The 23,976-nt window shown below is 67.4% G+C and carries 26 protein-coding genes; 12 read left to right on the forward strand and 14 right to left on the reverse strand.

Annotated elements, in window-relative coordinates:
- The first annotated feature begins 53 nt into the window (after positions 1 to 53).
- Together RYH79_RS11395 and RYH79_RS11400 are read left to right on the forward strand one after the other, a co-directional pair.
- Positions 54 to 3,971: an Eco57I restriction-modification methylase domain-containing protein gene (locus tag RYH79_RS11395; RefSeq protein WP_370899188.1), complete on the forward strand. Its 3,918-nt coding sequence runs from the start codon at positions 54 to 56 to the stop codon at positions 3,969 to 3,971.
- A gap of 191 nt (positions 3,972 to 4,162) precedes the next feature.
- Positions 4,163 to 4,561 carry a hypothetical protein gene (locus tag RYH79_RS11400; protein WP_370899190.1) on the forward strand — a complete coding sequence of 133 codons (399 nt, stop codon included), beginning with the start codon at positions 4,163 to 4,165 and terminating at the stop codon, positions 4,559 to 4,561.
- Positions 4,562 to 4,623: 62 nt separating this feature from the next.
- On the opposite strand, the gene RYH79_RS11405 is transcribed toward RYH79_RS11400, so the two are convergent.
- Entirely contained in the window at positions 4,624 to 5,013 is a 390-nt protein-coding gene (locus tag RYH79_RS11405) for a type II toxin-antitoxin system VapC family toxin (RefSeq protein WP_370899192.1), read from the reverse strand.
- Between the two features lies 1 nt (position 5,014).
- Complete coding sequence (locus RYH79_RS11410) at positions 5,015 to 5,245, reverse strand: antitoxin VapB family protein (protein ID WP_370899194.1); 231 nt, start codon at positions 5,243 to 5,245, stop codon at positions 5,015 to 5,017.
- A 186-nt stretch (positions 5,246 to 5,431) separates the two neighbouring features.
- On the opposite strand from RYH79_RS11410, the gene RYH79_RS11415 reads away from it, so the two are divergent.
- Together RYH79_RS11415 and RYH79_RS11420 are read left to right on the forward strand one after the other, a co-directional pair.
- Positions 5,432 to 6,223 carry a DUF7437 domain-containing protein gene (locus RYH79_RS11415; protein ID WP_370899196.1) on the forward strand — a complete coding sequence of 264 codons (792 nt, stop codon included), beginning with the start codon at positions 5,432 to 5,434 and terminating at the stop codon, positions 6,221 to 6,223.
- A 4-nt stretch (positions 6,224 to 6,227) separates the two neighbouring features.
- Positions 6,228 to 6,755: a PIN domain-containing protein gene (locus RYH79_RS11420; RefSeq protein ID WP_370899198.1), complete on the forward strand. Its 528-nt coding sequence runs from the start codon at positions 6,228 to 6,230 to the stop codon at positions 6,753 to 6,755.
- An 11-nt stretch (positions 6,756 to 6,766) separates the two neighbouring features.
- Here RYH79_RS11420 and RYH79_RS11425 read toward each other — a convergent pair whose 3' ends face one another.
- The 3 genes from RYH79_RS11425 to RYH79_RS11435 all read right to left on the reverse strand — a co-directional run bounded on the left by RYH79_RS11425 (position 6,767) and on the right by RYH79_RS11435 (position 9,746).
- The gene (locus RYH79_RS11425; protein WP_370899200.1) at positions 6,767 to 7,174 is read right to left on the reverse strand and encodes a hypothetical protein; all 408 of its coding nucleotides are present in this window, start codon (positions 7,172 to 7,174) and stop codon (positions 6,767 to 6,769) included.
- Between the two features lie 60 nt (positions 7,175 to 7,234).
- On the reverse strand, positions 7,235 to 8,251 hold the full coding sequence (locus RYH79_RS11430; RefSeq protein WP_370899202.1) for a hypothetical protein: 1,017 nt from the start codon (positions 8,249 to 8,251) through the stop codon (positions 7,235 to 7,237).
- Between the two features lie 430 nt (positions 8,252 to 8,681).
- A complete protein-coding gene (locus RYH79_RS11435) occupies positions 8,682 to 9,746 on the reverse strand; it encodes a TSUP family transporter (protein WP_370899204.1) in 1,065 nt (354 codons plus the stop codon).
- A gap of 260 nt (positions 9,747 to 10,006) precedes the next feature.
- Here RYH79_RS11435 and RYH79_RS11440 point away from each other — a divergent pair, with 260 nt between their 5' ends.
- Positions 10,007 to 10,561, forward strand: coding sequence for a GMP synthase subunit A (locus tag RYH79_RS11440; RefSeq protein WP_370899206.1), 555 nt, complete (start codon positions 10,007 to 10,009; stop codon positions 10,559 to 10,561).
- On the opposite strand, the gene RYH79_RS11445 is transcribed toward RYH79_RS11440, so the two are convergent.
- Together RYH79_RS11445 and RYH79_RS11450 are read right to left on the reverse strand one after the other, a co-directional pair.
- Positions 10,562 to 10,780 (reverse strand): DUF8527 family protein, encoded by a 219-nt coding sequence (locus tag RYH79_RS11445; protein WP_370899208.1) that lies wholly within the window; start codon positions 10,778 to 10,780, stop codon positions 10,562 to 10,564.
- Positions 10,781 to 11,188: a nuclear transport factor 2 family protein gene (locus tag RYH79_RS11450; RefSeq protein ID WP_370899209.1), complete on the reverse strand. Its 408-nt coding sequence runs from the start codon at positions 11,186 to 11,188 to the stop codon at positions 10,781 to 10,783. It lies immediately after the preceding gene.
- Between the two features lie 121 nt (positions 11,189 to 11,309).
- Between RYH79_RS11450 and RYH79_RS11455 the strand changes: the two genes are divergently transcribed.
- On the forward strand, positions 11,310 to 11,792 hold the full coding sequence (locus tag RYH79_RS11455) for a DUF7969 family protein (RefSeq protein WP_370899211.1): 483 nt from the start codon (positions 11,310 to 11,312) through the stop codon (positions 11,790 to 11,792).
- Positions 11,793 to 11,960: 168 nt separating this feature from the next.
- Positions 11,961 to 12,461: a GNAT family N-acetyltransferase gene (locus tag RYH79_RS11460; protein ID WP_370899213.1), complete on the forward strand. Its 501-nt coding sequence runs from the start codon at positions 11,961 to 11,963 to the stop codon at positions 12,459 to 12,461.
- Positions 12,462 to 12,841: 380 nt separating this feature from the next.
- Here RYH79_RS11460 and RYH79_RS11465 read toward each other — a convergent pair whose 3' ends face one another.
- On the reverse strand, positions 12,842 to 13,153 hold the full coding sequence (locus RYH79_RS11465; protein ID WP_370899215.1) for a hypothetical protein: 312 nt from the start codon (positions 13,151 to 13,153) through the stop codon (positions 12,842 to 12,844).
- Positions 13,154 to 13,234: 81 nt separating this feature from the next.
- On the opposite strand from RYH79_RS11465, the gene RYH79_RS11470 reads away from it, so the two are divergent.
- On the forward strand, positions 13,235 to 13,567 hold the full coding sequence (locus tag RYH79_RS11470) for a ribbon-helix-helix protein (RefSeq protein WP_370899217.1): 333 nt from the start codon (positions 13,235 to 13,237) through the stop codon (positions 13,565 to 13,567).
- A 198-nt stretch (positions 13,568 to 13,765) separates the two neighbouring features.
- On the opposite strand, the gene dpsA is transcribed toward RYH79_RS11470, so the two are convergent.
- Positions 13,766 to 14,314 (reverse strand): DNA starvation/stationary phase protection protein DpsA, encoded by a 549-nt coding sequence (dpsA, locus tag RYH79_RS11475; RefSeq protein WP_370899219.1) that lies wholly within the window; start codon positions 14,312 to 14,314, stop codon positions 13,766 to 13,768.
- A 224-nt stretch (positions 14,315 to 14,538) separates the two neighbouring features.
- Here dpsA and uvrA point away from each other — a divergent pair, with 224 nt between their 5' ends.
- The gene (uvrA, locus tag RYH79_RS11480; protein ID WP_370899221.1) at positions 14,539 to 17,541 is read left to right on the forward strand and encodes an excinuclease ABC subunit UvrA; all 3,003 of its coding nucleotides are present in this window, start codon (positions 14,539 to 14,541) and stop codon (positions 17,539 to 17,541) included.
- 7 nt (positions 17,542 to 17,548) lie between these two features.
- Here the strand turns inward: uvrA and RYH79_RS11485 are convergent, their stop codons facing one another.
- From RYH79_RS11485 to RYH79_RS11500, 4 genes are read right to left on the reverse strand one after another with little or no spacing between them, the layout of a single operon-like run.
- Positions 17,549 to 18,112 carry a PIN domain-containing protein gene (locus RYH79_RS11485; protein WP_370899223.1) on the reverse strand — a complete coding sequence of 188 codons (564 nt, stop codon included), beginning with the start codon at positions 18,110 to 18,112 and terminating at the stop codon, positions 17,549 to 17,551.
- On the reverse strand, positions 18,109 to 18,405 hold the full coding sequence (locus RYH79_RS11490; protein WP_370899225.1) for a UPF0175 family protein: 297 nt from the start codon (positions 18,403 to 18,405) through the stop codon (positions 18,109 to 18,111). The genes RYH79_RS11485 and RYH79_RS11490 overlap by 4 nt, the downstream gene beginning before the upstream one ends.
- A 60-nt stretch (positions 18,406 to 18,465) precedes the next feature.
- Positions 18,466 to 19,728 (reverse strand): aryl-sulfate sulfotransferase, encoded by a 1,263-nt coding sequence (locus tag RYH79_RS11495; protein WP_370899227.1) that lies wholly within the window; start codon positions 19,726 to 19,728, stop codon positions 18,466 to 18,468.
- Positions 19,729 to 19,767: 39 nt separating this feature from the next.
- Positions 19,768 to 20,343: a hypothetical protein gene (locus RYH79_RS11500; protein ID WP_370899229.1), complete on the reverse strand. Its 576-nt coding sequence runs from the start codon at positions 20,341 to 20,343 to the stop codon at positions 19,768 to 19,770.
- Between the two features lie 143 nt (positions 20,344 to 20,486).
- Between RYH79_RS11500 and RYH79_RS11505 the strand changes: the two genes are divergently transcribed.
- Both RYH79_RS11505 and RYH79_RS11510 read left to right on the forward strand, forming a co-directional pair.
- Positions 20,487 to 21,557: a WD40/YVTN/BNR-like repeat-containing protein gene (locus tag RYH79_RS11505; protein WP_370899231.1), complete on the forward strand. Its 1,071-nt coding sequence runs from the start codon at positions 20,487 to 20,489 to the stop codon at positions 21,555 to 21,557.
- Positions 21,558 to 21,645: 88 nt separating this feature from the next.
- On the forward strand, positions 21,646 to 22,023 hold the full coding sequence (locus tag RYH79_RS11510; RefSeq protein WP_370899233.1) for a hypothetical protein: 378 nt from the start codon (positions 21,646 to 21,648) through the stop codon (positions 22,021 to 22,023).
- Here the strand turns inward: RYH79_RS11510 and RYH79_RS11515 are convergent.
- Complete coding sequence (locus RYH79_RS11515) at positions 22,020 to 22,640, reverse strand: hypothetical protein (RefSeq protein ID WP_370899235.1); 621 nt, start codon at positions 22,638 to 22,640, stop codon at positions 22,020 to 22,022. The genes RYH79_RS11510 and RYH79_RS11515 overlap by 4 nt on opposite strands.
- A 215-nt stretch (positions 22,641 to 22,855) precedes the next feature.
- Here RYH79_RS11515 and RYH79_RS11520 point away from each other — a divergent pair, with 215 nt between their 5' ends.
- Complete coding sequence (locus tag RYH79_RS11520; protein ID WP_370899237.1) at positions 22,856 to 23,938, forward strand: geranylgeranyl reductase family protein; 1,083 nt, start codon at positions 22,856 to 22,858, stop codon at positions 23,936 to 23,938.
- Positions 23,939 to 23,976: the final 38 nt, after the last annotated feature.

Genomic DNA, 23,976 nt, shown 5'->3' on the forward strand with positions numbered 1-23,976 from the left:
CCAGCGGCAGAGGGTGAACAGCGTTTTATATCTCACCAGTATGAACTACACCAATGGCCGACGGCGACGCCCTCCACGGCGCACTCCAGACGATCGGAACGCAGACGGATTCGGACATGAGCGAGCGTGACGTGGAGAGTCTCTTCCTCGAACACGAGTTCTACGACGCGCTCGGCTACGAGGGGACTGGCGTCGACCTCCAGAGCGAATTCAGCCTCCCGGACAACCGACGGCCGGACTACATCACACGAGACACGAACAGGGCGGTCACCGCAGTCTACGAGTTCAAGACCACTGGGGCCGACCTGCTCGAACACGAGTCACAGCTGTTCGACTACATGGACGAGCTCCGTTCGAAGTACGGAGTGTTGACCAACGGGGAGACCCTTCGGCTGTACCGACGCGGGGAGACGACTGCGATCAGTGTCGTGGCGTTGGAGTCGGCAACCGCGAGCGAGGCACGCGACCTGGCGAGCGCCCTGGAGAAACGGGAGTTCGACCTCACGGACCCCGACGACGTGAACCAGTTGCTCGACAGTTCCGACCCGATTCCGCTCGACAGGAACGCCGACCTCGGGAAGGACCACTTCTTCGACACGTTCCAGCTCGACGACCGGAGTCCGTTCGCCGATCTCGTCACCGGGCTGATGGATCTGTTGCACGAACTCAGAGACGAGCGGGACAGGAAGTTCGTGGAGGGTGCGTACGACTTCTGGGAGGCGACGTACGCCGACATCCCGGACGAAGATGACATCCCGACCGCGTGGGAGCCGTTCGTCGACGGTGACGACTCGCTCCGTGACTTCATGTTCTGTCTGGAGAGCGGCCACGCACTGCTCTCGCGGCTCCTGTTGGCGAAGGCGACGGAGGATCACGACTTCTTCGCCGGCACCGGCTACGACGGGATGCAGGGGTACTTCCGCGGGCTACAGGGGTTCAGCGACAGCATCAACCTCGATGCGTTCCCGGTCGCGGCCAACAACCTCATCGACGACATGCAAGAGCAGTTGGTCGAGGGGTTGTTCCAGGACGACATCTTCGTCTGGTGGACCGACGGATACAGGGAGCAACTGGATCGCGGTCACGGGAGCGGCGTGAATCAGTTCGAGGACGTGGCTCGCGGGAGCGGGTCGGTCGAGCGGATCAGTGAGGCGACCCGAGACCGGTTCAGCCGTGCGGTCGCGGAGGTGTTCTTCAACGTCCTCCGGTTCGACTTCGAGGACGTCGAAGGCGACCTCCTGGGTGATCTGTATCAGCAGTACTTCGACCCGGAGACGCGGAAGGCGCTCGGGGAGTTCTACACGCCACAGCCGGTGATCGACTACATCATGGACGGCGTCGGCTACGACCGTGGGGTGTCGGGCGAGCGGCTGATCGACCCGGCGTGTGGCTCCGGGACGTTCCTCGTCGAGGCGATCGAGCGGTATCTCGACGACATCGAGCGGTACGAGGACGACCCGAACTGGGAGGAACACCTGCGTGATCTCTGTACGCGGCCGCGGGTGGTCGGGCTGGACATCCACCCGTTCGCGGTGTTGATGGCACAGATTCGGTTCGTCGTCGCAATCCTCCCGGCGTACCAGAAGGCCAAGACACAGAACCCCGACTTCACACTCCGTCGACTGCCGATCTACCGGACGGACACACTTCGCAACGAGAGAAAATTGACGGGCGTCGACCTCGGTGACGACGGCTCACAGCAGTTGACCCTCGACGCAGTAACCGAGGACGAACAAGACGTGTTGATCCCCGTTCCGTTGCCTGTAGAGGTGGACGAAGGCAACGGACAGGAGACCGATGACGGATTCCTCGTTCGACGGGTCCGGATGCCGTTGTTCGAGACGATCCAACTGGGGACGGGTGTCGACAACTTCGGGGAGTACTTCGCGGCCCTCCAAGGCGTTCTCGACAACGTCAAGGATCACATGCAGTACGCCGAGGAGGTGGGTGACGACTTCGACTGGGAGTACCAGAGTGGGCTCGCTGAGAGTATCGGAACGTACACTTCCCGAGACTACGACGGTGTCGAGGAGTTCTTCGCGCCGTACGTCGACGACATGCTGGAGAACGTCCAGTACCTCAAGGAGGAACACAACGACGGGCGGCTGTTCAAGATGTTCGAGGACACCGTCCTCGCGTTGGTCGTCAAGAACTACATGGAGTACGACTACGTCGTCGGGAATCCGCCGTACGTTCGCGTCCAGAACCTCCCGGACGATCAGAAGACGATGCTAGAGGAACTGTACACCTCGACGACGGGCAACTACGACATCTACTGTCCGTTCTACGAGCGGGGGCTCGACTGGCTCTCGGAGGACACCGGAAAGCTCGGCTACATCACGCCGAACCAGTTCGCGGTCACGGACTACGGCGAGGGACTGCGAGAGGTCCTGCTCCGTGACTCTCGGATCGAAGAGGTGTACGACTTCCGCGACTCCGGCGTGTTCGAGGACGCGACCAACTATCCGGCAATCGTGATCGCCGAAGACGAACCGGACGCGGACGTTCGGGAGAGCAACGACATCCGGTGTGTCCGGGTGAAGGCGGACACGGACGACGACGACGAAGGGCGGGAACTGGACGAGGCGATCATCGACGGCGTGCGAGACCACCGCGACGAGCCGGGCTATAGTGACGACCTGATCGACGTGTTCGACTTCCCGCAGAGGAAGCTGTCTCCAGAGCGGTACTGGGCGTTCATGCCGCCCGAGGAGTTGCAGGTGTTCGAGAAGTTGGAAGAGAACAGCACCGACGAGTTCGAGGACATTACTGACGCCATCTTCGCCGGGACACAGACGAGTGCCAACAAGGTGTACTTGGTGAAGCCAGTCAACGCGGATCGAATTCTCCCCAGCAGTACGGGAGGCACTGTCAAAGTCGTTCCAACCGGGGAGTCCCGTGAGTACGAAATCGAGACGGACCTCCTCTGTCCGTGGCTGAACGGTGACGATGTCGGGCGCTGGAGAGGTGAGTGGTCGGGACTGCACGTAATCCTGCCCCACTACGTCGAGCACGAAGACGGAGAGCCGACGACGAAGTCGTACGACAGAGAGTACCTTCGTGAGAACCTTCCGCTGACTTGGGAGTACTTCGAGGCTCACAGAGAAGCCCTGGAAGGGAGAGAGAGTGGCCGAATGGAGGGTGAAGACGACTGGTACTCGTTCATCTACCCGAAGAGTCACCCTAGATTCGAGAAGCCGAAGATGATAGGCGCACACATCTCACAGAGCGCCCGGTTCATGCTCGACAGCGAAGGTGTCTGGTACTTCAAGACGGCGTACGGAATCGAATTAGACGAGCCGTACCGTCACCTCACAGAAGAGATAGCCTGCCAACTCAACTCGAAGGCGCTCGACTTCTACTTCAAGCACATCACGACAGTCAAGATGGGCGGCTACTACGAGTACCGCTCACAGTACGTCGAGAAGCTACCCTGTGTCACCTCCGACGACGGAGGGGAGTTCGAGACGATGGAAGAGTCCGCCAACGAGATCGTCGACACAGTCGACCTCGACAGCAAGACCAAACGGTTCCCGGAGGCGTACCTCGGCGACTACGACGGCGAACTCCAGTACATCGACTACGAGTGGCAAACTGGCCGACGCCCGGTAGACGCCAGCGTGCAAGGAGAAGTGGACGGTGACTTCACCGTCCAAGCGGGGCGCACGGACACGATCCGGGACCCGGCGATGTACTCCGACGAGCGCGAGGCCCGGAAGCGCCGTGCGGAGTACGTCCACGCGGCCGTCGACGGCCGCAACGTCAAGAGCGGCGAGGAGACCTCAATCCCGATCCCGCGCAGCGACGCCGGCGTGGAGGAACTGCTCGCGCGACTGGAGGCAGACCGCGAGCGTGTCGCCGAGACCGACATCGACGCGCTGGAGGCCGAGATCGACGACGCCGTCTACGACCTGTTCGGCCTCACGCCGGACGAGCGCGAGGTGGTCGAGGAGTATCTGGAGGTGTTCTGACCGCCACAGCCTACCGAATCACACCCTTCTCACCCACCCTCAGTTTGTCACCGAACCTATAATTCCAACCGCAGAGCAAGCGTTAAGTGCCCCTAGGCGCGATGGGAAACTACGACGCTGCGGGCGCGTCACTCGAAAGAGTGGCAGGGTGTTGGAGCACCCTACCCGCTGCGTCGTGGGCCATCCACGACATGTGTTCGAACACTTCGCCGTCTGAAAAGCATGACGGCACGGTGGACGTATCGGAGCTGTGCGACCAGTACGAGCAGCACGTCGAGACCGTCGAGCAGCTACCGCTGCCGGCACACCGGATCGACTCGCTCGTCGCGGAGACGGAGACGGTTCGGGAGACCCTGGCGACGGACGGGGCGGTGCCGGCGAGGACGCTCCAGACGCTCCTCTGTGTGATCGCGGAGGCAATCGGCGACGTGGAGCACGCCCGGACGGTGTCGCCGACGGCCGCGCGGGACGCGGACCGACGCGACAGCGACCCGCGACCCGAACTGACGCCCGACGAGCAGGCGACGTGTCTCGACGCGCTGTCGCAGTTGCAGTTCGCGGTCGTCGAGACGCCGGTCGGGAGCGACTGATCGGCGCGGTCACGCCGCCGTCCGTCGGCGTGTCCGACTCGGCGGCGATCTCTTTGCCCGAGTCAGTAGGTCTCGATCTCGACACCGAGCCGTTCGAAGTCGTCGACGTTCCGTGTGAGTACGGGTTCGTCGACGACCTCGGCGGTGGCGGCGATGATGACGTCACCGTCGCCGACCGGTGTGCCGTCGTTCTGTAGTTCGCCGGCGAGTCGCCCTGCCTTCCGCATCACGGCCGTGTCGGCGGGGTAGACCGGCTTCGACGCGAGCACGTCTTCGACCGTCTTCCGTTCGGCCGCCGAGTCGGTCGCGCGAGCGACCCCGTAGTACAGTTCGAACAGCGTCATCGCCGACAGGCGCTGTTGGACGAGATTCGCTTCGAGTTCGCGTGCCTTCTCCACGGCGTCGGCGTCACCGTTCATCAGATCGACGAGATAGGCGGTGTCGAGGAGCATGCTACCGCAGTTTGTCGGCCGTCGATTCGAGTTCGGCCGCCCGGCGCTCGCGTCGCTCCGAGATTGCGTCCCGAAGCGCGTCTGCTTCCTCGTCGCTCAACACCCCGGCGAGATCCAACAGCGACCGCTCCCCGGCGAGACGGAGCACGACATCCGAGAACGTCTCGTCGTCTGCCTTGTGTGCGTCGAGCCGTTCGTAGGCTTCCTCCGAGAGTCGGATGCTCTTCGACATGTGCATACAGTTGTATGCAGCGCCTCATATCTGTTTTCCTCGGTCCAATGCCGTCGGCCGTTCGTGTCACAGACCTCGACGCCCTCTCGCAGTTGCGGTTCGCGGTCGTCAAGACGCCGGTGGCGATCCGCGAGCGACGCTCAATCCGCCAGTACTCTGAAGTCCACGGAACTCGGAGTTTATCGTGTGACGGGAGAGGACGCGGGGGACGCCGACCCACAGAACGACGCCGATCCGCGAGGCGGCAACGACCCGAGAAACGGCGCCGACACCCAGAGCGACACCGACGAGCGCCCGCCGACGGCAGACGGCGGCGTCGACGCGCGGCTCGCCGGGCTCGACGCGGCGCGGCTCGACCCGGCGGCGATGGCGTCGCAGTCGTCCGGGCTCGACGGGCTGTCGACGCTGTTGGACCGGCCGTCGCTGGCCCGGGTGTACGTGTACGTCTGTTACTGGGAGCCGACGACCGTGCCGGAGACCGTCGACGCGCTCGACCTCTCGGAGTCGACCGCGTACGAGTACGTCGACCGGCTCGTCGACCACGGGCTGGTGACGCGCGCCGACGCCGGCCGGCCGCGGACGCTGCGCGCCGACCCCGTCGCGGTCGTCGACCCGGTCGGCCCGGTGGTCGTCACCCCGACGGTGTTGCACGCCGTCGCGCTGGCCGCGACCGACGAGGGGCTCGCTCGGTTCCACGACCGCCACGGCCTCGGGACGCTCGTCGCCACGCTCCGCGGTGCGGGGCTCCACTACGCCGGCGAGACGACCCGACGGAGCGTCGCCGCGGACGTGGGCGTTCGCCCGACGGAGGCGATGCTCGTGATCGAGGCGCTGGCGCCCGTCCTCGCGGTGGGCCGCGAGCGTGACCCCTACTTCGAGGCGTTGTTCCCCGACGTTGCGACGGCGATGGAGCTGCCGGATCTGACCGACCGCGCGACCGTTCCGGCGACGGACGGGCCGGTGGACGACGGAGCGTGAGTCGATGTCGGGGTCCGACACGCTCCCGACCGGGGCGACTGTTCTCGTAGACACGAACGTCTTCTTCGCAATCGGTGGTCCGTCGAACGAGAAGTACCGACGGTTCCGGGACGCGATACGGGCGGCCGAGGCGTCGTGTCGCCTCCCGCAGCGTGTCGTCGAAGAACTCGGCGGCCCGGAGACGGATCGAATCGAGACCGCGCTGTCGACCGGCTGGGTCGAGATCGCCGAGCCGCCCGACCGGACGGACAGTGACGTGGTCACGGCCACGGACGTGGCTCGCCGGACAATCGCAAACGAGACCGACCGCCCGGAACACGACATCGAGAAGGCAGACGCCGCGCTCGCTGGGCTCGCCGTCCAGTTCGCACAGCGTCGGACCGCGCCGGTCGTCGTCGTGACAAACGACATCCCGGCCCGCGCCGGCGTCGAACACGGGGTGACGGCGAGCGGCTACGACGAGACCGTCGACGTGTGTGGCGTTGACGCCGTGATCGGCGACGACACAGACGATCCGGTTCCGATACTCTGATCGGTCGGCACTCACCACAGCCCGGCGACGGACCCCTCGTGTCGGAGGGCGTACTCGACGCCGGCGACGGCGAGGTACACCGCCACACACATCGGCCAGAAGAAGAGCAGGAGTCCGAACGCGGGCGTCTCCGGCGGATTCCGTTCGAAGAGCGTCGGCACGAGCAGGACGCCGGCGACGACGAGCGGGCTCACCGTGCCGTAGCGAACGTACAGCGCGACCGGGACGCCGGCGACGGCCATCGACCCGACGAGCACGAACCCCTGTCGCAGCAGGGTCGCGGCCGGCTCCTCGCCGAAGGCGGCGAGACTGAATCCGCGCCGGAGGTAGACGGCCAACACCGGCAGCCCGGCGAGGAGGCCCGCGACGACACCTCGGGGGAGGCCGAACTGAACGGACGGGAGAGACACACGTGCCATCGGGCGGGGAGGGCGGTTGTGGTTGTCGGCTCCGACGCGACACTCACCGCTCGGTCGGGGTCACTCGTCGAAGAACGTCCACCAGCCGCTGTGTGACGAGAAGTCGCTGGTGGTGTTACCGACGTAGGTGTACTCGGCGTCGACATCGTGACCGCTCTCCCAGAAGTCGTCGACCTCGTCGCGCGACCGGTCGAGCTGCCAGTCGACGTCGAGCTCCACCATGGGGAGCTTCGAGAGGAACCGCTCGGGGTTGCCGTGGAGACACGGGTCGTAGTGGGCCTGCCCGATCGCGCTGACGCCGTAGTACGGAACGTCGTACAGCCGGACGTGGTACTGCTCCGTGGGACACCAGCCGGCGGACTGCATCACGTGGGCCGTCGTCGAACTGGTCCCCCCGTCCGGGAGGTTCACGTACAGGTCCTTCACCAGGAAGTCGGGGTAGATCCACTCGTTGCCCCACTCCGGGCCGTTCGTCCCGCTCTCCATCGCGGATTCGACCGCCGAGGCGTCGGTGGCGTCCCAGGCGACGTTCATCGGCGAGGTGCGGTCCTGGAGCCCGCCGCCGTCTGCGCCCGACTGCGTCGCGTAGCTGTACAACGGGACGTTGCCGTCCATCTCCGGGACGTACAACGGGTGCGTCTCCTGGTCGTCGACCTGTCGCTTCCAGACCGTCCGTTCGGAGGTGCGTTGTTCGCGCGGTGTCCCGACGACGCGCTGGGTCCGGAAGCTGTACTCCGACCGACCGTCCTCGCGGAGCGTCTCCGGCACCTCGTCGGCCGGGAGCGTCGTCGGATCGTACTCGAACGTTCGGGTGCCGTAGCGCTCGTTCAGCGCGTCGCTGTAGAACGTCGGCTGCACACGGAACCGACTCCCGTCGACTCGGGTCAGTGTCACGACCAGTCGGCCGTCGGCCGCGACCGGCAGCCCCCTGTCGTTGTCGGCGTCGGCTGCCCCGGCCGGTGTCGTGGTGTCGTCACCGCCACGAGCGGTTCCGAGCCCGGCGACACCGACGGTCCCGACTGCCGCGCCGATCGACTGCAGTACGCCACGCCTCCCGAGGCCGCGTTCCTCACTCACACCGGATGGGTTCTCGTGTCTGCACTTGTATTTTCCTCTGACGAGTGCACACGCCACGGAGGCGTCGTTCGGCCGTGACACACCACCTCGTCTCGGCAGGAACTGTGCGCTCCGTCGGCCCGGCAGCCGCGACCGTGTCGGGTGTCTCGAGACGACGAGTAGAACGCGAGTCGAGATCGGATATCTGAGCTAGAGTCGAAGAGTGGATACAACCCACAGATACTTCAACTTCGAGTAGGGAGATATGCGTATGGCACATAAGAACACGTCACCCGAACCGGAAGGATCGGCAGCGCCGGAGCCACCGACGCTCTCGGGGTGGTTCGCGAGCCACTTCGGTGGCTGGGCGCGCGACTACGTCGAGATGCGAGCAGCACGGTACGATTGACTCGTACCGGGGTCGGGTCGTGTTCGACCCGGTGATCGGGAGTCAGACGCCGGCCGCCATCCCGAACAACGCGACCGAGATTACTGCGAACAGTCCGCCGACACCGACGGTGATCGTGTCGGTGTCCAGCGCGTTCGAGACGTACGGAGCGACCTGTCCGCCGGTGACCGTCGCCGGCACGGTGAACACGACCATGTTCCACGGTGTCGACGCCAGGCTCAGCGAGTGACCACCGGGGACGAGCCCGCCGCCGAACACGTGGACCAACGACGCGAGGACGGCCGTCGAGGCGACGACGATGTGGTTCGTCCCGATAGCGACCCGAACGGGCACTTTCGTGCCGAGCATCGAGACGATCCCGAGTTCGCCGATTCCGAAGCCGGCCAGCCCCTGGAACGTCCCGCCGATGCTGTAGTTGAGGAACCGTCGGAGGTACCCCCCGCGGGTGTAAGTGTAGTCGCTCCCGTCACGGTCGACTCGGGTGACGGTCCCCTCGGCGTCCGTCTCGACACCCGCCGGTCCGAGCTTGCCGGGGTCGTCCGGCAGGCCGGCGTGGCCACCGTCCGTCGCGGCGGCGTCGTCGTCGTCGTGAGTCTCCCCGTGGCCGAGGTCGGTCCGGAACAACAACACCGAGGCGGCCAACAGCGCTGCTCCGAGGAGCCCGTGGAACAACGGCTCCGGGATGACGAACGACAACAACGCACCGCCGACGACGAACGGGACTCCGCCGGCGACGAGCGACAACGCCAGCCGACGGTCGACGAGTCCGTACTGGACGAACGCCACCGCGGAGCTCGACAGCCCGAACGCCTCGCTGATCAGTCCGACCTTCACCAACGTCTCCGGAGTCAACGGCTCCGAGAACAACGGGAACACGAAGATAAGGAACGGGACGAACAACGCCGACCCACTGATCCCGACCGTGTTGACGATCGTCGCGCCCAGCAGGAAACACGGGAACAGCCACCAGAACTCCAGCCAGTAGCTCACCCCAGATCCGCTCGTCGGTGCGAACCCCAGCACACCGGCGATGAACACGATGGGGGCGACGAACACCAGTAGATGTTGGTGGCGGAGGAACGTCCGCTGCACCTGTTCGACGTTCACGCCTGCTCACCCGACAGCCGTGTCTCTGTGGCCAGCCGCGTCGCGTGCCGTCTCGTGACGACCGCCAGCATTCAGTGGACACCCCCTCTCGCCGACCGCAACCAGTTCGGTGTCGTGTGTGGGTAGTGACTGCTCTCTCGGGATGTACGGAGAATCACGATAACGCGTCCTTACGGTTCCCCATTGAAAAGCATTGATACCGGTGACCGACCGCCGTCCGTCCCGAACGGTTCTTGAGCCTCCCCGGAGTACGGGGCGACATGTCAGAGCCGCGGATCGTGGTGATCGACAACCACGGCCAGTTCACACACTTGGAGAAGCGCGCGCTCCGGGACGCGGGCGTGGACACGGAGATCGTCGACAACGAGACGGCACCCGCGGAGGTGGACGCCGACGGCGTCGTCCTCTCCGGTGGGCCGTCGATGGACCGCACCGGCCGCGCCGCGGAGTACCTGGACGCGGACGTCCCGGTGTTGGGGATCTGTCTCGGGATGCAGCTGATGGCCACCGAGCTCGGCGGTCGGGTGGCGAGCGGCGACTACGGCGGCTACGCCGACGTGACCGTCGAGGTGACCGACGGCGACGACCCACTGATCGGGTCGTTGGCGCCGGAGACCCGCACCTGGGCGTCACACGCCGACGAAGTGACGGAGCTGCCGGCCGGGTTCACCCGGACGGCCACGAGCGAGGTGTGTGGCGTGGAGGCGATGAGCGACCCGGGGCGTGACCTCTACGGCGTCCAGTGGCACCCGGAGGTGGCCCACACGGAGCAGGGGGAGGCCGTCTTCGAGAACTTCCTCGACATCTGTCGGTAGCTACTGGGGCCGGAGGTCCCCGAGCACTCCGAGGATCAGCCACAGCAACACGCCCCCGACGAGCGCTCCGGCGACGACCGCTCCGACGAGCTGGACCGGAGTCGCGCCCGCCCGGACGGCGACCAGCCCGCCGGAGCCCGCAACCAGGGCGACGAACCCGACCTTCATCCGCGTGCGTGCGGCGTCCCGTTCGGCGGGCGTGGTAGAGGGACCGACCATCTACTCCTCCGTCGGCCCGGCGACGGAGACGTGCATCCCGGCGAACTTCCAGACGGCCGCTTCCCCAGCTTCCGTGTCCCCCGCCTCTGTCCGGGTGAGCGTGCCACTCCAGCGCGTGTCGTACGCGTGAGTCTCGAAGTCGTCCGTGTCGTACCACTCCAGGCGAACGTCGTCGGAGAAGGCGGCGTGGTCGTCCCGCGTGACGGTCTGGAGCGCCCGGCTGTCGACGGTCCAGTCCCGGGTGCGGGCGGTCTGTGACTCCAGCCCGTCCGCGACCGCGGCGTACCCGTCCAGCCGTTCGCCGACGCCGAACTTCACCACGTCCGGCGACTCCAAGAAGAAGGTGGTCAGCGACTCCCCTGTCCGCAGCGCCTCGTAGTACGCCCTGACGGTCGACTCCGGTGTCATACCCACCCGTTGTCACCCGGGTCACGTAATCCATGCCCTTTCGTCGTCCCGAGGCGACACAGTCACCCTGCTCGTCGCGCCGGGGCGAAAGCCGAAAGCCTCCGGCCCGTCTCGTTCGGGTGTGAGCTACACCGTCACCTACTACTGTCCCCGATGTGGGACGCTCGCCGGTCTCGAACGCGAAGGCTACCTCGACGACAAGTCCGTCACGCCGTACCCGTTGGAAGGGTGGTCGTACGTCGCCCCCGACGAGCCGTTCGGCGACGCCGACGGGGTCCGGTTCGTCTGTGGCGCAGACACGACGGTCTCGTGGCAGACACCGCCGACGGCCGACGACCCGGACGCGACACCGGCCGGGGCCAGCGGAGCGACACCTGACGACACGGGCGGAGACGGCCCCGGCGACGAGGGCGACGACGGCGAACCGTCGGAGCTCGGCTGCGGCGAGCCGTTCTACCTCTCGTTCGTCCGGTTCGAGGAGGGGGAGGAGGTGGACCCGCGGGGACCGAACGAACAGGTCGAGCTGGCGGAGGGGAGCGGCCCGACCGGACCGGGCGGCCCGGACGGGCCGACGGGACCGGACGGCGGCGGGTTCTGGGGGTGAACTCGTCGGAGGAGACGGACCGCGGGGTGTCGGTGACATCGACGATCTGCGAGGTGTCGTCGACGCCGACGAGCCGCCGCGCGTCGCCGACCGAGAGGGCCCGTGACGGTGTATCGAGAGGTTCGCCCGACGGTGGAGTTATGTTCGTCACGCGCGAACGGGGCGGCAGTGAGCGTCGAACTGGAGAAGCGGACGGACACACCCGGGGAGGCGACCCACGAGGAGGCGGCGTGGGCGCTCAAGGAACGTATCCGCCGCGAAGATGGGGTGCTCAAGCAGCGTCGCGGGTTCTTCTCCGACGCCTACCGACGGTCGACGACACACCTGTTGTTCGAGCGTGGCCGAGACGACCGGTCCGACGAGCCCGGGGCGCTCGTCGGCTTCGTCTCCGCCCGGCGTGACGGCTACGTCCTGTTCCTGGCCGTCAGCCCGGACGCCCGGGGTCGTGGCTACGGCCGTCGGCTGGTCGGCGAGGTGGCCGAACAACACCGCACGGTGACGTGTCACGCCCGCGCGACGAACGGGGCCGCACTCGACTTCTACGAGGCCATCGGCTTCGACGTCGAGCGCCGGATCACGGGCTACTACGAGGACGGCGGCGACGCCCTCTACCTCAAGCTCGGGGAACAAGAGAGTCTGACCGAGCGGCTCTCGAACCTCCTCCGGTGACGGCCCCGTGACGGCAGGTGTTTGTGTGTCGGGACCACAGTAGGGGTGCGCGCCTTCAGTCCCCGTCCGAGCCGACCCACACGGGTGCGATGACGGAACGGCGAACCCGGGCGCGCGACACCGGCTCTCGTCGGCCGTGACGGCGAGCGCCCGGCACGAGGGTTAGCCGGCCGACCAGGGCACGCCGCCGGGAGTGACGCCGGTCGTTAGTGTTCCGGGCGATACCACTCCTTCGAGCTACTGCTGTGTGACAGAGACGACCCCGTCGGCTCGTCCCGGGTTCGAACGGGCCGACACGCCGAACGACGCCACCTCGTTCCGGATTCACCGTTCGTCTCCCTCCCGGCTCACTCGGGTGGCTCGTCGGGCGCGACGGCGTCTCACGCGGTCGCGTCGGTCCCGCCGTCCGCGTCGTCGAGCCGCAGAGTCGCCGCGTGGAGATCCGCGGCCGCCGCGACCCGTTCCTCGTCGGCGACGGTCCAGTGATCGTCCGTCCGTCTGACGAGCCCCCGGTCGGTCGGTTCGTCGAGCGCCGTCACGACCGTCTCGTGGTCGACGCCGAGTTCGCCCGCGACCTCCGCCGGGGTGTACGCCAGGTCGGCGTGCGACGCGAGAGACGCGACGATCCGGCGTGGTGGCTCCGGACGCGGCGGCTCCGCGCCGTTCTCGAGTCCGTCGATACTGATCGGCACGTCTGCCGTCCCCGTCCCGACCGCAGTCGACGCTGTCGGCGGCCCACAGCACTCAAGCCCGTGACCACGTTACGCGGCCGTGTGACCGTAGACGAACTCGACGCGGACATCGACGACGCCGCCGCGGCGCTGGGCGAGGAGACGACCGTCGAACTGGATCGAGAGACCCGGTCGGAGCTGGCGACGCTCGCGGCCGTCACGGACGCCGACGCGGACGAACTGCTCCGGCGGGCCGTCCACACGTTGTTCCGGCAGTCCGTCGACACGGGCGACCTGGACTTCCAGCTGCGCCGCGCGTACGACCTCACGTACGACGAGTACCTCGCCGGCGTCACCTACGACGAGATGACGAACGACCCCGGTGGACAGCCGCCGGCCGACGACCGCGAGAACGGGAGACCGTACCGTCAGTAAACCGACCTCTCTCCCCCTCGGGTGAGGCGCTGCGCGCGCTCGCCGCTCGGGGCAAAGGTGTCGACCGAAGAGGCGCTCGCTCGGGCTTTCGACCCTCGCTCGCGTCCGAATCGGAGTGCCGCACCGCGACCGCACCTCCGAGTCGGTTCGAGATACCGAAGTAAAGTGCCGAACTGCGTGCCGCAGCGTCCTCCCGACTCAGTTCATCGTACGCTCGGTGACGAGCGTGTCGTCCTCGAGGTAGTGCTCGAGGTGGTGGGCGTGTTCCTCGACGGTCAGGAGCTGCTGGCGCAGCAGTTCCGCCGTCGCGTGGTCGCCGAGCCCCCGCGCGAGCTCGACGTGGTCGCGCATCTGCTCGATGACGTCACCGTACATCTCCATGTCGTTGCGCAGCGACGTGCGGATGTCGTACACGTCGTCACCCTCCGGCTCGACGGGCGCGCGCTCCTCCAGCTGTGCACCGCGGGCCAGCGGCACGCCACCCAGCGACTGGGCGCGCTCTGCCAGCTCGTCTGCGGCCTCCTCTGCGTCCTCGGCCGCCTCGCCGAGGTACTCGTGGATGTCGTTGAACTCCGCGCCCTCGACGTTCCAGTGGTGCTTCTTCAGCTGGAAGTAGAGGACGTACGTCGCGGCGAGGTCGCTGTTGAGCGCCTCGACGAGCTGTTCGGTCTTCTCCTGATCGAGGCGGAGCGCCTCGCTGGCTTCGACGGTGTCGGCGGCGTCACGAACGGACTTCTGTGTGCTCATCTCGTATACCCTTACGAGCGCCACGGCCTTAGTTCCGGTGGTGGTCCCCGCCTTCTTGTAGTTTTCGGGTCTGCTAGCACTCTACATACGTTCGAGGGCGAGTGTGTGTGACGGGGACACGCAGGGGGAGTTCGGGCGACAGGGCCGGGTTCAAGTGTCCGCAGACCGTGGCGAACACTGATGCACCGAACGGGGAGCCGTCAGTTTACCGGGAGTGATCTGGCGTGACGAAGGAGTACATCGAGGTGCGCGGAGCGGAGGAACACAACCTGAAGGATCTCGACGTAGAGATTCCACGCGAGGAGTTCACCGTCGTCACCGGGCTGTCGGGGTCGGGGAAGTCGTCGCTGGCGTTCGAGACCATCTACGCCGAAGGCCAACGCCGGTACATCGAGTCGCTGTCGGCGTACGCCCGGAACTTCCTGGGCCAGATGGACAAGCCGCAGGTGGAGAGCGTCGAGGGGCTGTCGCCGGCGATCTCTATCGACCAGAAGAACGCCGCCAACAACCCCCGGTCGACCGTCGGGACCGTCACGGAGCTCCACGACTACCTCCGACTGCTGTACGCTCGGGTCGGGACACCCCACTGTCCGGAGTGTGGCCGGGAGGTCGGCGAACAGAGCGCCCAGCAGATGGTCCGCCGGCTGTTGGAACTGCCCGAGGGGACGCGAGCGAAGCTGGCCGCGCCGGTCGTCCGGGACCAGAAGGGCGCCTTCGAGGACCTGTTCGAGGAGCTCGCGGGCGAGGGGTACACCCGCGTCGAGGTGGACGGAGAACCGTTCGACCTCTCCGTCGAGACGCCGGAGTTGGACGAGAACTACGACCACACGGTCGACGTGGTGGTCGACCGCGTGAAGCTGCGCCCCGCGGACCGCTCGCGGATCACCGACTCCGTCGAGACGGCCCTGGAGGAGGCCGACGGCACGCTGAAGGTGATCCTCCCCGACCCACCGGCGGCCGTCCGCGACGGCGAGGTGGACATCGGCACACAGTCCCGGTCGACGGGCGACCTCGCGGGCGACGACGACGAGCGTCTGCTCGCGGAGTTCTCGGAGGAGCTGGCGTGTACGGTCTGCGGAATCGACTTCTCGCCTATCGAGACCCGGTCCTTCTCGTTCAACTCGCCGTACGGCGCCTGCCCGGAGTGTGAGGGGATCGGCTCCACCAAGGAGGTGGACCCGGATCTGGTCGTGGAAGACCCGTCGAAGCCGCTCCGGGAGGTGTTCGAGCCGTGGAGCTACGATCGGACGTACTACCGCACGCGGATCGACAACGTCGCCGACTACTTCGGCGTCGACGTCGACACGCCGTTCGCGGACCTCTCCGAGCACGTCCGCCAGCAGTTCCTCTGGGGCACGGACGAACAGGTGACGTTCACGCGCCAGACGAAAGACGGCGTCCGCCGGAAGACCAAGCGGTTCGAGGGCGTCATCCCGAACCTGGAGCGACGCCACGTGGAGACGGACTCCGACCGTACCCGCGACCACATCGAGGAGTTCATGGCCGTCACGACCTGCCCGGAGTGTGACGGCACCCGACTCAAGCCGCAGTCCCGGTCGGTCCTCGTCGACGACACGTCGATCACGGAGGTGAACCGGCTGTCCATCGGGGACGCGCTCGCCCACTTCGAGGGGATGGAAGCGGAGCTGACGGAGCGGGAACGCACCATCGCCGAGGAGATTCTCAAGGAGATCCGCGCCCGCCTCGGGTTCATGGAGGAGGTGGGGCTGGAGTACCTCACCCTCGACCGCGAGGCCGCGACCCTCTCTGGCGGCGAGAGCCAACGCATCCGGCTGGCCACGCAGGTCGGCTCCGGGCTCGTCGGGGTGTTGTACGTCTTAGACGAGCCGTCTATCGGACTCCACCAGCGCGACAACGACCGGCTGCTAGACACGCTAGAGGGGCTGCGCGACCTGGGCAACACCCTCCTCGTGGTCGAACACGACGAAGAGACGATGCGCCGCGCGGACAACATCGTCGACATGGGCCCGGGCCCGGGCAAACAGGGCGGCGAGGTGGTCGTTCAGGGCGAGTTCGACGACGTTGTCGCCGCAGACGAGTCGATCACCGGCGACTTCCTGGCCGGCCGCGAGCAGATTCCCGTTCCCGAGGAACGCCGCGAGGCCGACGGCGAACTCGTGATCCGTGGCGCCCGCCAACACAACCTCCGGGATCTGGACGTGCCGGTCCCGTTGGGGCAGTTCACCGCGATCACCGGCGTCTCCGGCTCCGGGAAGTCCACGCTGATGCACGACGTGTTGTACAAGGGGCTCGCCCGGGAGATGAACGACAACACGGAGGTGGACCCGGGGGACCACGACCGGATCGAGGGGACCGAGGCGGTCGAGAACGTCCGGCTGATCGACCAGTCACCCATCGGTCGGACCCCGCGGTCCAACCCCGCGACGTACACCGGCGTGTTCGACCACATCCGGGAGCTGTTCGCGGAGACGGAGCTGTCGAAGCAACGCGGCTACGAGAAGGGTCGGTTCTCGTTCAACGTGAAGGGCGGCCGCTGTGAGGAGTGTGGCGGCCAGGGCACCGTCAAGATCGAGATGAACTTCCTGTCGGACGTGTACGTCCCCTGCGAGGAGTGTGACGGCGCCCGCTACAACGACGAGACGCTGGACGTGACGTACAAAGGCGAGACGATCTCGGACGTGCTCGACATGTCCGTCGCCGAAGCCAGCGACTTCTTCGACAGCCACTCGGCGCTCTCGCGCCGACTCGAACTGTTGGAGGACGTCGGCTTGGGTTACATGCAGCTGGGTCAGCCGTCGACGACGCTGTCGGGGGGGGAGGCCCAGCGCGTCAAGCTCGCCGAGGAACTGGGGAAGCGCGACTCCGGCGAGACGCTGTACCTCCTAGACGAGCCGACCACCGGGCTCCACAAGGCCGACGAACGGAAGCTGATCGAGGTGCTCCACCGGCTGACGGACAAGGGCAACACCGTCGTCGTGATCGAGCACGAACTGGACCTGGTGAAGAACGCCGACAACGTGGTCGACCTCGGGCCGGAGGGCGGCGAGGACGGCGGCGCGCTCGTCGCGACTGGGACGCCCGAGGCGGTCGCCCGCGACGACGACTCACACACCGGGCGCTACCTCCGGGACCTGTTGCCGGACGTGGACGTGGAGGGGCCGCGAGCCGATCGACGGCAGCCCGCGAAAGGCGACGAGACCGACGACGAAGAGGAAGCCGAGGCACCGGCGGCGTCGGACGACTGATGGGGAGTTAGTCGTCTGCCGCTTCGATCAGCCGCTCGCCACGACGGATCAGGCTCGCGCTCAGTCGTTCCCCCACCTCGTCCATCGCGTACAGTCTGTCGACGGCAGTCTCGGTGTCGATCGAACCGAGTTCGACCGCTCGGACGAGAATACCGATCGGGCCAGTGACGGGAATGGACAGCGCCTGACACGTCTCGCGGAGCGGCTTGTCGTCGCTTGCGACTACGACCTCCTGGCGGGCAGACAGCGCGTGTGCGAGGAGTGCAGTGTCACCTTCGACTCGAACATCGTTCTCATCAGCCGTTTCGGGCAAGCGGGCGGTGTGCTCGGCTCCCAAGTGGTTCGCTGCGTCGCGGAGTTCCGTGAGTGGTGGAAGGTCGGCGATATTGATCCACCCGTTGGTGACAGCTGTCGAGAGTCGGGAGACACCTGGATCGTCGCGCACCTCGCGGTCGACGGCCTCCGGAACGATCACACGACCGTCGATCACACGCAACAACGATAGTTCGCCAACTTCGGACAGGCGGACGACGACACTAGCGTCCGTCAGAATCGTCCGTTGGTCGGTCATCTGAGCGCGTCGACATCGTCCGCCAACTCGGAGACATCGTAGTTCAACAGGACACCCCGCTCGTTCGCCTCGCGCATCATCTCGGCAATCGAGAGGTTGGCGATGTCGGCCGCACCGCGAATGCCGACCTCACCGTCTCTGTACTGCTCGATCGCAGCACGGACGAGTTCCTCACGAGCTCCGCGCTGGACGGCCGCTCGAATCGCCTCACTCCGGCTTCCGCCACGTTCCTCTGCGAGTCTGTCGAGGAGATCTATCTCCTCATCGTCCATCCGAGCCGTGACGTTCTCCATGCGTAATGCAACGCAATCAGACGTAATGAGATTTGGGGAATAAACAATCCGATTGCTGACTCACCGTCGCCACAGCCACGCCACACCCTCGACGAGCAGCCAGACGGCGACGACCGGGACGGTCACGAGCAACGTCGCGGCGTCGGCGGTCGTCGTCCACGTCGGTAGGACGAACAGGAGTCCGTGGAGGACCAACGGCGGTGCCGCGCGGGCGACGCGGTACGCCGGGGCGAGCCCCGTCGCCTCCGGGGTGCGGGAGGTCAGACCGGCGCGGTCGGCGGTCGGGCCGCGGCTCTCGTCGCCGGTGCCCAGCAGTTCCACGTCGTAGACGCCGTCCGGGAACGGCGCGCTGGCGGCGACAGAACCGTTCCGGCCGACGACGAGCACCCGCGAGCCGTGGGAGTCGGCGACGAGTGTCCGCCCGGACGGGAGTCGGTCGGCGTCACGCGGCCACTGGAGTCTGCGGTCGGCCCACCGCCACGTCCGGGTCCAGTTGCCGTCCGTGCGGCGGTACTCCACGAGCCGGTTGTTCTCGCTGTCGGCGATCAGCACCGCCGGCCCACCCCGCGACCGCGGGATGTAGTCCGGGTTGTGCGGCTCGTACAGCCGGTCGTGGGCGCCGTCTGCACCGAGCGTCCAGTTGGCCTGGACCCCCTCGCCCGGCTCCAAGAACACGACCTGGTCGTGGTTGCGGAGGTTGACCATCACGCGGCCGTCCGGGAGCAGCTCCACGTCGTTGAGGTGGGTCCAGTCTGCGGGGTAGCGCCCGCCGCTGTCGGGCGAGAACGCCGACGACACGCGCCACTCCCAGAGCACCTCGCCCGTAGTCGTGTTCACCGTGTACACTCGGTCGGGGTGGCTGATGTCCGCGATCAGGAGGACGCTGTCGTTCACCCGGTCGACGTCGTGGATCTGTTTCGACCCCCGAACGTCGGCGACGGTCGTGTACAGCCGGGTCACCTCGCCGGTCGTCAGGTTCAGGCGTTCGACCACGTTCAGGAGGCAGCCGTCGCAGTCGGCGGCGTCCTGATCGCTGGCGACGTACTCCACCGTCCGATCGCCGACCGGACTCGGGTCTACGTCGTGGTAGATGTCCCACGTCTGGTTGCGGTACTGGAGGTTGCCGTCCGGACCGTAGGCGACGATCTGGCCGGGGCCGGTGCCGTCGACAGTCGCCACGAGCGTGTCGTCGGTCGTCGCCGGTGCGCCGACGGCCGGGTCGCCGGCGAGTGCGGACTGCCCGAGAGCGACGACTGCCAGGAGGGCGGCGGCGAGCGCGAGCAGTCGGAGGAGCGTCAGCGGTCGAACTGCGAGACGGGACACGCCGGTGTTGGCGTCGGCTCGGTTGAAAAGTCCTGGCGTCTACCGCCCGACGGCCGCGCCGTCGCCGCGTCCACGGACGAGGTGGATCACAGTCGCCAGTCCGGTCGGGCCGAGACCCAACAGCAGCGCGGCCGCGAGACTGCCGGCGACGCGGAGTTGCCCGTACAGTATGCCGTCCCACACGGGGCCGCCGGCGACGGCGAACGCCGCCGCGCCGACGACTGCCGTCGGCGGCCACCCGGCCAACACCCGCCCGAACGGGAGTCGCCGGGTCGCGCCGACGGCCAACGGGAACACCCAGACGCTCAGTCCGGCCGCGAGCGCGACGGCGCCGAACGCCGGCGCGTCGCCGGGGTCTACGGCGACGGCGGCCGCGACCGCGACGGTCACGGCCGCAGCGACGGCCAACCCGACCGCGACAGTCAGGAAGCGATCCGCGTCGACGCCGCGCCAGACGCCGACGATCGCCGCCGGGACGGCGAGCACGGCCGCGAGCCCGGCGGCGACCGGCAGCGCCGGCGCGACCGTGTTGCCGTCGACGCGCGCGACTGCGGGTAGGAGGGCTGTGACGACGGCGAGCGAGCCGACTGCGAGCGCAGAGCGGTCCAGACTCACGGGTGGGGCGAGGGTCGGGCGGGACAAGAAACTACTCGCCGTCCACCGGCCGACCGCCGTCGAGCCGTCGCCGACGCCCGATTCTCGTCTGCTCGTCACGGACGGCCGGAACGTTCCTGTCCGCGGCGCGTCGAGACGGGAGGGTGACCGAACTCCACGCACTCCTGGGCGACTGTCACAGACGAGTCGACACTGCGACCGGCACTGTGGTCGAGAGCGACACGCTCGACGGCCGGCGGCTGGAGTGTGTCGCCGCGGACGGCGCCGGGCGCGTGTTCGTCGGGACGTTCGACGCCGGGCTCTGGCGGTCGACGGACGGCGGCGAGACGTTCGAGCAGGTCTCCCTCGACGAGACGTTCGAACGGGCGTCACTCGACGAGACGTTCGAACGGGCGTCACTCGACGAGACGACGTCGCCGGGCGAGACGGCGTCACCGCCGGCGGTGACGGCGGTCGCCGTCGCCGCCGACGACCCGGCAGAAGTGTGGGTCGGGACGGAGCCGTCCGGGGTGTACCGGTCGACGGACGGCGGCGAGACGTTCGCGCGACGGCCGGGGCTGACCGACCTGGACTCCGCCGACGAGTGGTCGTTCCCGCCGCGGCCGGACACCCACCACGTCCGGTGGCTCGCGCCGGACCCGAGCGACCCCGACCGGTGGTACGTCGCCGTCGAGGCCGGCGCGCTCGTCCGGACGCCCGACCGCGGGATGACCTGGCGCGACCGCGTCGCCGACGGCCCGCGCGACACGCACACGATTGCGACCCACCCGGACCGGCCGGAGACGGCGTGGGTCGCCGCCGGCGACGGCTTCGCCGTGACCACGGACGGCGGCGAGACGTGGTCGTTCCCGACCGCGGGGCTGGAACGGACGTACTGCTGGAGCCTGGCGGTCGACCCCGACGACCCCGACCGACTCCTGGTGTCGGCCGCGCGCTCCGCCCGGGAGGCCCACACCGCCGCCCGGGCGGAGACGTACGTCTACCGACGCGCCGGCGACGACTGGGAGCGACTGGACGGACGCGGGCTGCCGCTGGGCGAGGGGGTGACGCGACCGGTGTTGTGTCGCGGTGGCGACGCGGGAGAGTGTTTCGCACTGTCGAACCGCGGGCTGTTCCGGACGACCGACTGGGGTGACTCTTGGGAGGCGGTGGGAGTCGAGTGGCCCGAGCGGGTCGAGACGGGGACGGCGCGGGGACTGACGGTGGTGGAGTAGGTTAACCGTAATTTTACTCGTAGTATCGAATGTTGGAGTATCGCAGTTCGGACAGGTACAAGAGCAAGGGGGCGTTGTGTCGACTTAGATGTCCGAGTCGGAAGAGCAGACCGTTACTCGGGGCCACGAGAGTGCCGACTCGGACACGGTGCGTGGCGAGAACTCGGTAGATAGCGAGGGGTCGCTTCGGTTTGAGCAGTGGGAACAGTGGTGCGACTCCTATAGGTCCGACTTCGATGGATCGTACACTGAGCGGCTACGAGGGCTGACGAAGTACGCCGTGACGTGGGGCCTCCTGTTGGGTTCAACCGGATCCGCCCTCGGCCTCACTATCCACCTATTGCTCGCGGTGCTTCCGGTGAGCTTGTTTGGCTCGTTTCTCGGTAACGTCGGAGCGGTTGTCTCCATCGCACTCGCACCCTGGGGCGCCGCCGTCGGAGGGAAGATCAACGAACTGTTCGGTTAGCGCGACGACGACCGGCCGAACAGGCTGTCGCGGTTGACGAATACGGTCGGCCAGCGCCGCCAAGTCGCAACCCGTTCCGATCCACGACGGACGTTCGGGTCCTTATCCCCGTCATCCGATCGGAGAACGTTCCGGACGGCGAGTCGGGCGAGCAACAGCGACGCGAGAGTGTAGACAGCCACTCCAGTGACACTGAGTGGCACCGGTGCCGGGAGCGCATCCAGCGTCGTGAGTTCCTCCCACCACGGGTAGAACAGTCCCATGAAGACGACCGCGTCCGTGGAGAGTCCGAGTAAGTTTCCGACAGCCGGCAGGGCAACCGCGGCGAACGCGACGATCCCGGAGTAGATGGTCACCGCCAGCAAGCCCCTCCCGAGCATCTGGAGACCGCTTGACTCTGCCGTCTCACCGTCGGACTGCCGGAGCTGCCAGGCGAGTACGAACCCGTAGCCGACGACAACAGCGACCGCGACCCTGGCTGCCGGGTCGCCACGGCCGAGCGCCCACTGCAACCCCGGCATCGACATCATCCCGACCAGAACTGTCGACAGCGTCGCCGCGAAGACGACGCCGACGACGAACCGGACAGGGTCACGGGGTATTTGATCGGTGGTCATCAGTTGCTAGTTCGCTCACTCGACATATACATCTTATGCGTGAGACAACGAGCGAGTTCGCAGTGTTCGAGTGAGTGCTAGTCGGTAGTCGCGTTCACCGCTGCGTTCGACATTCGACTCTAGCTGGACACCACAGAGACAGGCGTTGCAACGATTGACCACGACCCCGTCACAGTTCCACGAGACATATGTGGACCGGGCCGCAACAGCGGTTCATGTACGACTTCCTCGTCGTCGGTGTCGGTCCCGCCGGCGCGCGCTTCGCCCGGCGCGCCGCCGACGTGGGCTACGACGTGCTCGCCCTGGAGAAGGGCGAGGTGGGTGACCCGCTGGCGTGTTCCGGCCACGTGTCGACGGACCTGTGGGAGTACGTCCCGGAGTCGGCCCGCGAGCGACTGTTCCAGAACCGGATCTACGGCGCCGACTTCCACGTCGGCGGCCCGGGGACGGACGCCCACCGCTTCTACAAGCGCGAGGCGGTGTCGAACGTGATCGACCGCGTGGAGTTAGACCGGACGCTGGCGGACGCCGCCCGGGCGGCCGGCGCAGACGTGCGCGAGGGCCACACCGTCACGGCGGTCAGGGAGCACAGCGACCGCGTGACGGCGGCGGTGTCGACACCGGACGGGCAGACGGCGTTCGAGGCCAAGCTGCTGGCGGGCGCGGACGGCCCGGTGTCGCGGGTCCGGACGGAGGTGGGGCTGCCGGAGCCGGACGAACGACTCCACGGCGTGTTGGCGTTCGACGACGCGCCGGACGACGGCGACCACGTCGACGTCCACCTCACGGCGCCACGGTTCTTCGCCTGGCGTATCCCTCGCGGGGACGCCGGGGTGGAGTACGGGCTGGCTGCGCCGCCGGGCGACTCCGTCTCGGAGATGTTCGACCGGCTCACGGCCGCCTACGACGTCGAGACGGACCGGTTCTGTTCCGGCGCCATCCCCATCGGGCCGCCGGCGTCGACGACGAACGAACGGGTGTTCCTGTTGGGGGACGCCGCCGGCCAGACGAAGCCGTTCACCGGCGGCGGCATCCTCTACGGGATGCGGGCCGCCGACGTGGCCGCGGACGTGATCGACCCGACCGACCCCGGGACGCTGTCGGCCTACGAGACGGGCTGGCGGTCGGAGCTGGCCAACGAGATCAGACTCGGCCGGTGGGTCCGGCGGGCGTACTCGCTGCCAGAGCCGCTCCAGCGGCTGGGACTCCGGCTGTTGTCCGGGGAGATCGGCGTCCACATGGACGAACCCAGCTCCTTCTTCTCGCGGGAGAACCTGGCGAAGCTGGTGGGCCGGTAGGAGACTCAGTCGCCAGTCGCCGGTCGGCCGTGGCAGTC

The sequence above is a fragment of the Halobaculum sp. MBLA0143 genome, assembly GCF_041361465.1.
Taxonomy (GTDB): domain Archaea; phylum Halobacteriota; class Halobacteria; order Halobacteriales; family Haloferacaceae; genus JAHENP01.

Bases quoted from the DNA above. Each gene is read 5' to 3' on its own strand.
- RYH79_RS11395 (WP_370899188.1), top strand. From the start codon at position 54: ATGGCCGACGGCGACGCCCTCCACGGCGCACTCCAGACGATCGGAACG.
- RYH79_RS11400 (WP_370899190.1), top strand. From the start codon at position 4,163: ATGTGTTCGAACACTTCGCCGTCTGAAAAGCATGACGGCACGGTGGAC.
- RYH79_RS11405 (WP_370899192.1), bottom strand. From the start codon at position 5,013: ATGCTCCTCGACACCGCCTATCTCGTCGATCTGATGAACGGTGACGCC.
- RYH79_RS11410 (WP_370899194.1), bottom strand. From the start codon at position 5,245: ATGTCGAAGAGCATCCGACTCTCGGAGGAAGCCTACGAACGGCTCGAC.
- RYH79_RS11420 (WP_370899198.1), top strand. From the start codon at position 6,228: ATGTCGGGGTCCGACACGCTCCCGACCGGGGCGACTGTTCTCGTAGAC.
- RYH79_RS11425 (WP_370899200.1), bottom strand. From the start codon at position 7,174: ATGGCACGTGTGTCTCTCCCGTCCGTTCAGTTCGGCCTCCCCCGAGGT.
- RYH79_RS11440 (WP_370899206.1), top strand. From the start codon at position 10,007: ATGTCAGAGCCGCGGATCGTGGTGATCGACAACCACGGCCAGTTCACA.
- RYH79_RS11445 (WP_370899208.1), bottom strand. From the start codon at position 10,780: ATGGTCGGTCCCTCTACCACGCCCGCCGAACGGGACGCCGCACGCACG.
- RYH79_RS11450 (WP_370899209.1), bottom strand. From the start codon at position 11,188: ATGACACCGGAGTCGACCGTCAGGGCGTACTACGAGGCGCTGCGGACA.
- dpsA (WP_370899219.1), bottom strand. From the start codon at position 14,314: ATGAGCACACAGAAGTCCGTTCGTGACGCCGCCGACACCGTCGAAGCC.
- RYH79_RS11485 (WP_370899223.1), bottom strand. From the start codon at position 18,112: ATGACCGACCAACGGACGATTCTGACGGACGCTAGTGTCGTCGTCCGC.
- RYH79_RS11490 (WP_370899225.1), bottom strand. From the start codon at position 18,405: ATGGAGAACGTCACGGCTCGGATGGACGATGAGGAGATAGATCTCCTC.
- RYH79_RS11510 (WP_370899233.1), top strand. From the start codon at position 21,646: ATGTCCGAGTCGGAAGAGCAGACCGTTACTCGGGGCCACGAGAGTGCC.
- RYH79_RS11515 (WP_370899235.1), bottom strand. From the start codon at position 22,640: ATGACCACCGATCAAATACCCCGTGACCCTGTCCGGTTCGTCGTCGGC.
- RYH79_RS11520 (WP_370899237.1), top strand. From the start codon at position 22,856: ATGTACGACTTCCTCGTCGTCGGTGTCGGTCCCGCCGGCGCGCGCTTC.